We start from the raw sequence: 5,619 nt of genomic DNA, 5'->3' as shown, positions 1-5,619 counted from the left end.
AACGGTTTGGCTAAACGCAGTAGCCCCGCTTAGGGGCTATTGCCGTTTTAGCCTTTGTTCTCTGCTGGCTTTTCATCTCAATATGTTTTATTTCTTTCTTTTACTATCGCCCACTATACAACAAATACCCAGCAATCGCCACCTTATACTTCGTCTTAGCTTCTATCAAATCATCTAAGGCTTGGGTCTGCAATGCCTTTGCTTCCAACAAATCCGAAAGCGTGACCACGCCACTATTATAGCTGCTTTGGTTCACTCGAAAATTCTCGTTGGCTTGTATAATGCGTTCTTCAATGATTTGAATTTGCTCGTAGGCTTCTTTCAAATCTGTCCACGATTTGGCTGCTCGTAATCCAAGCAATTGCTCTGTATCTTCGAGCGTGTTTTGAGCAATTTCTGCTTTAATCTTTTGTTCTTCAATGTCGTGTTCGCCCATCCAAAAATGCGAAAGCGGCATACTAACCGATACGAACCCAAAACCATTAAATCCGCCCGTGTTTTCTTCAAATTGCGTGAGATAATACGCATTTACACCAGCAGCAACCGTTGGTTTGGCATCTGCTTCTTTTAGTTGAATTTGTAAATTTTCTATTTCCGCTGCTTTTTTCAATAGTTGCATTTCTGATAAATTGGAGATGTTGCCTTCTTTGATATTTCGATAATATTCAGGACTTTCATAGTCTTCCAATTTATCCTCTAACACCAAAGTCGAGTCAAAGGCAACTCCAATGGTATTGCTGAATTGGCGTAAAGCCAGTTCCTTTCCATTTTGAAATTTGCTTTCATTGAGGTCGAGATTGCTTTGTTCCAGTTCTACTTTATAGACATCATTGCGGATAATTAACCCTGCTTTGTAAGCATCATTGACTTGCACATTCAGCCTGTCGAGCAGTTCTCTGAAATCATCAATGGTCTTTTGTTTTTCTTGTAAAGAAACGATTTGCCAATATTGCTGCTCCGTAGTTAACAAGAGCTCTTTTTCCGCAAGGCGTTTTTGTTCCTCCCGAATGTCTATTCCGATGTCCGCCATTTCATTGCCTATTTTGATTTTGCCACCTGTATAAATAGGTTGGGCAACGCTTAGGTTGGCAAGTCCCAATTTTTGTAAAATACCAATAGAAGAAGACGGAAAATAGGCAAACTCCGTTGCCGTTTGAAGGTTGGCAGGATTGCCGTCATAAACAGGCAAGTTGCCACCTTCCAATCCAAATTCCATCAAAGGGTCAATAGCGTGCATTAAAAACCCATCAAAATTAACTTGTGGATAATAATGCGTATGTGCTTTGTCCTTCATCGTTTGTGCAGCCTTTATTTCTAACTGACTGTTTTTGATGGAAACATGGTTCGAGACTGCCATTGATTGAGCCGCTTCTAAACTAAGTTTATCTTGTGCTTGTAAACTAATGCTTCCCAAAGTGAGAAGCATTAGGATTAAATTAATTTTTATACTTCTCATGCTTTCGCTAAATCTTGTTTTTTAAAAAATTGTTGATACAAAACAGGCAAGACCAAAAGGGTCAATGCCATTGAAACCAAAAGTCCAAAGCAAACCACCGCACCTAATGGACCCCAAAGGGTTGAGCCACTAATAATCATTGGCACTACTCCAATAGCCGCCGCAAAAGAGGTCAAAAAGATGGGACGCATTCGTCGCCTCCCTGCAGCAATGGCTGCTTCCTGAACGGATAACCCGTTTTTATGTCGCAATTCTTCGGCATAATCTACCAGTATAATTCCATTCCGAACCACAATGCCCATCAAACTCATAATGCCCAATGCAGCCGTTAATCCAAAGGAATAGCCAGTCAACAATATGCCCAATGCCGCACCCAAAACACTCAAAGGCATGGTGGTCATAATCAATAAAGCGTGGCGAAGCGTTTTGAATTGGAATAATAAAATGAAGAAAATCAATACAATGCCAACACCAAGTGCTTTTCCAATCGGAAGGTAGTTTTCCAACTCGTTTTCTTCTTCACCACCATATTCAAATTGCAAATCAGAACAGTCGGCAATTTCCTTTACCTGTGGTTTTAACTCCGCCAAAACCCTGTAAGGCAAGGCATCCCTGCTTACATCGGCTCTTACGGTTATCGTTCTAATTCCATTTCTACGGATAATTTCACCCTCTGACCAATCAGTTGTAAAAGTGGCAACTTGCCTTAATGGAAGCGGATTGAAGGTAAATGGCGTTGTAACCAATTGGTTTTTAAGGTCATCGAAATCATCTTTGTTTTGTGGTGCATTCACCACCTTCACATTCACGGGGTAGTCGCCTTCCCAAACCGTGCCTACTGGAATACCCGAAAAGCCCGAAGCAATGGAAGCAGCTATCGTTCCTCGTGTTAACCCCAGTCGATTTGCCCGTTCATCATCAACATTTACCCGTATGCCCTGACGAGGTTCTATATAATCGGTACGAGCCCAAATGACATTATTGTTCGCTTCCATGACGGCTTTCACTTCTTCTGCAGCCAGTTTCAATTCTTGCAAATCATTGCCCGAAATCCGTACTTCGACAGGTGCTTTGGTCGCCAACATATCCAACTGCTTCATTCTTACATAAGCATTCGGAAAATGATTGCGGTAGTTCTTTTCGTATTCATCTAATAGCTCGATGGCTTGGAGGTCGGATTGAGTATTGACCACCAATTGAGCATAATTTTTAGATGGAAAATTGGGTGCATAGGTCGTGTGAAATCTCGGTGAACTCTCTCCAATAAAAGTAGCGACATTTGTAACTCTTTCATCAGATTGTAACATGGACGTAAGGCTGTCTGCTACAAAAGCCGTTTGCTCCAATGTACTGCCTTGCGGCAAATAAATCTCTACGGCAAATTGATTACGTTCTACTTTTGGAAATAACTGACGAGGTACTAACATAAAAATATAAGCACCCACCACAATCGAAGCAATACCAATTAGCACCGCCAGCCAAGGCACCTTAAATGCTAATTCCAATGTTTTATTATAAATCGCCTGCAACAGATATAAAGGCGAAAATTTGCTTCCTTTTTCTCCCTCTTTGTGAATGCCTTTTCTGATGACAAAATAATTCAAATAAGGCACAAGCAACATCGCAACGAGTAGGGAAATGCCTAATGCCAAGGCGATGGTAACAGGCAAAGACCCCACAAAATCACCTGTTTGCCCTGTCAAAAACATCGGCATCGGTACATAAGTCGCTACAATGCAAAGTGTGGCAGCAAAAACAGGAATAAAAAGTTCTTTGGCACTTAAAATAGCTGCTTGCCACCTATCTATGCCTTCGTCCAGTTTTTCCACATAATTGTCAATGACCACAATGGCATTATCTACCACCATGCCCAATACCACAATCAAACCTGCCAGCGAAACCGTATGTAATTCAACTCCCAACACATAGAGCAAACCAATGGTAATAAAAATGGATATTGGAATGGTTACACCCGACACCATCGCTACTCGAAACGGCAAAAACAACATGATAACCACAATCACCGCAGCAATGGCAATAAAGAATTCTTTCAAAAAATGCTGAATGGAATGGCCAACCGCTTTGGGCATATCCGCTATTTTGTGGATTTCTATATCTGCGGGTAATAGCGTATTAATGTGCTTCAATTGCTCATCTACATCTTCTCCAAACTGTACGATGTTGTTGCCTGTTTGCATTTCAAGAGAAATCAACAAGCAGGAAGCGCCATTATTTTTAATGTAGGAAGATGGTTCTGCAAACTGCCTTTTCACTTCGGCAACATCTTTCACCCGTATCAAATTGCCCAAAGGGTCGGCATAGACGATTTGATTTTTAATTTCATTTTCTGATTGAAAACTGGTCGGAATGTGAACAGGCGTTATCAATTCACCATTATCCACCTCGCCACCGTAATACACCGCACTTTCTAATTGCATGACTGCCAAAACGCTGGACATATTCACTCCATAACGAGCCAGTTTGTCTTGGTCAAAATGAATGGTGATTTCCTCATTTTGCAAACCATAGTGTTTCACTTTCGACACCGTAGGAATTTTTCGTAATTCTTCCTCTATGATTTTTAGATTTTTTTCAAGTTGCTTTTTGTTTTTGCTTTTCGATTCTACGGTCAAAAGCATAGCCGCCGTATCTCCAAAATCATTGTTGGCAATCAAGGCTAATACCTGCGACGGCAATTGTGGTTTTAGTTGGCTCAGTCCAAATTTTATTTTATCCCAAAAAGCATCAGGGTCGTCCACGTTATTATTGACCTCCACAAACACTATCAACATTCCTTCTTTGGAAATCGAATAGGTTTTTTCCCGATTGACTTCTTTGAAAGAAAATAAAAACTCTTCGACTTTGCCCGTCAATTGGTCTTCGACTTGCTCAGAAGTAGCCCCAGGGTAAACCCCAATCACCAAACCTTGACGAATGGTAAATTCAGGAAATTCATTACGGGGCATGACCATCAAAGAATACACACCGAAGGCAAATAAAATCGCTGTTATAATGATGGCTATTTGCTTATGCTTCATAGCCAGTTCTATGATATTCAAATTCTGCTTACTCATTTTTCTAAATGCTGCCTTGTTTTAATCAACTGTATTTATGATGTTCACAACAGAACCTTCTGTTAATTTGTGTTGTCCGCTGACCACTACTAAATCATTTTCAGACAAGCTGTTAATAATGGCTTGATTGCCAATCAAATCAAAGGTTTGGACAGCTTGGGCAGTTACGGTACTGTCTTTCACCACATAGACAAATTGTTGTCCCGAAGCATTTCTTTGTAGTGCCTTATTAGAAATTGCGATGCCTTCCACTTTCGCTGAACCAGCAAGACGGACATTACAGACCATGCCGGGTTTCAATTTCCAGCCTTGGTTATTTACCTCAATTTTGACAGGATAAGAATGCGTGATAGGGTTGGCGGTTACGCCTATTTGGTGAATTTTGCCGCTTCGAGTTTCGCCAATGGCAGCAATGTTGATTTGTGCGGATTGCCCTTTTTTGAGTTTTCCAAGTTCATTTTCTGGAACAGGGATATTGACATAAACGGTATTAATATCCAACAAATCAAATGCTGCCGCACTCGGCAACACATTTACACCCAATTCAATATTTTTATTACCAATTACGCCAGATTTAGGGGCGTACAGTTCCGCATCACCAATTCTCCTTTTAGCGATTGCCGCTGCCGTAGTAGCTTGCGACAATCCCGTTTCCACTTCCACCCACTTTATTTCAGGAAGCGTTCCGTTTTCGTGCATAGGCTTCATGCGGTCATAAGCATCTTGTGCCTGTTGTTGTTTTTGCAAAGCCAACTCATAAGTATTTTGAGCATTGTAGGCATCGAGCTTTGCCAATAGTTGCCCTTTTTTCACATACTGCCCTTCGTCCACCAATATTTCTACCACCGTTCCAGGTGTTTTGAAACTTAGAGGCGTTTTTTGTTTTGCCTCCACCAAGCCGCTGTATTGAAAAGAAGTCAGTCCGCTATATGTGCTGACTTTTTCGACTTCTACATTTTGCTTTGCCCTCTTGACAGGCGTTGAATGTTCAGTATGTGTTTGCTGCTGACAGCTCGTGACCGCCAAGAGCAAAACGATGAATAAAAAAGAATTTTTCATGTTTTATTAAATTATAGAACAATAGACCAA

Annotated in this window: 3 protein-coding genes; all 3 read right to left on the bottom strand. The window is 41.0% G+C overall.

The genetic code is table 11. From position 1 onward, the window contains the following. Window positions 1-103: 103 nt before the first annotated feature. The 3 genes from FRY97_RS21365 to FRY97_RS21355 are packed head-to-tail and all read right to left on the bottom strand — an operon-like array spanning window position 104 to window position 5,589. Window positions 104-1,456 (bottom strand): TolC family protein, encoded by a 1,353-nt coding sequence (locus FRY97_RS21365; protein ID WP_147169661.1) that lies wholly within the window; start codon window positions 1,454-1,456, stop codon window positions 104-106. Further along, the gene (locus FRY97_RS21360) at window positions 1,453-4,515 is read right to left on the bottom strand and encodes an efflux RND transporter permease subunit (RefSeq protein ID WP_246141885.1); all 3,063 of its coding nucleotides are present in this window, start codon (window positions 4,513-4,515) and stop codon (window positions 1,453-1,455) included. Before FRY97_RS21360 ends, FRY97_RS21365 begins: the two co-directional genes overlap by 4 nt. 36 nt (window positions 4,516-4,551) lie before the next feature. Then, window positions 4,552-5,589: an efflux RND transporter periplasmic adaptor subunit gene (locus FRY97_RS21355; protein ID WP_147169659.1), complete on the bottom strand. Its 1,038-nt coding sequence runs from the start codon at window positions 5,587-5,589 to the stop codon at window positions 4,552-4,554. Window positions 5,590-5,619: the final 30 nt, after the last annotated feature.

The sequence above is a fragment of the Phaeodactylibacter luteus genome (assembly GCF_007993045.1).
GTDB lineage: Bacteria > Bacteroidota > Bacteroidia > Chitinophagales > Saprospiraceae > Phaeodactylibacter > Phaeodactylibacter luteus.
Note: the sequence above shows the minus strand (reverse complement) of the source record. Positions and strands in the feature narration are given on the sequence as shown.

What these genes read in the sequence shown, in the direction of transcription:
- FRY97_RS21365 (WP_147169661.1), bottom strand. Translation starts at nt 1,456, where the DNA reads ATGAGAAGTATAAAAATTAATTTAATCCTAATGCTTCTCACTTTGGGA.
- FRY97_RS21355 (WP_147169659.1), bottom strand. Translation starts at nt 5,589, where the DNA reads ATGAAAAATTCTTTTTTATTCATCGTTTTGCTCTTGGCGGTCACGAGC.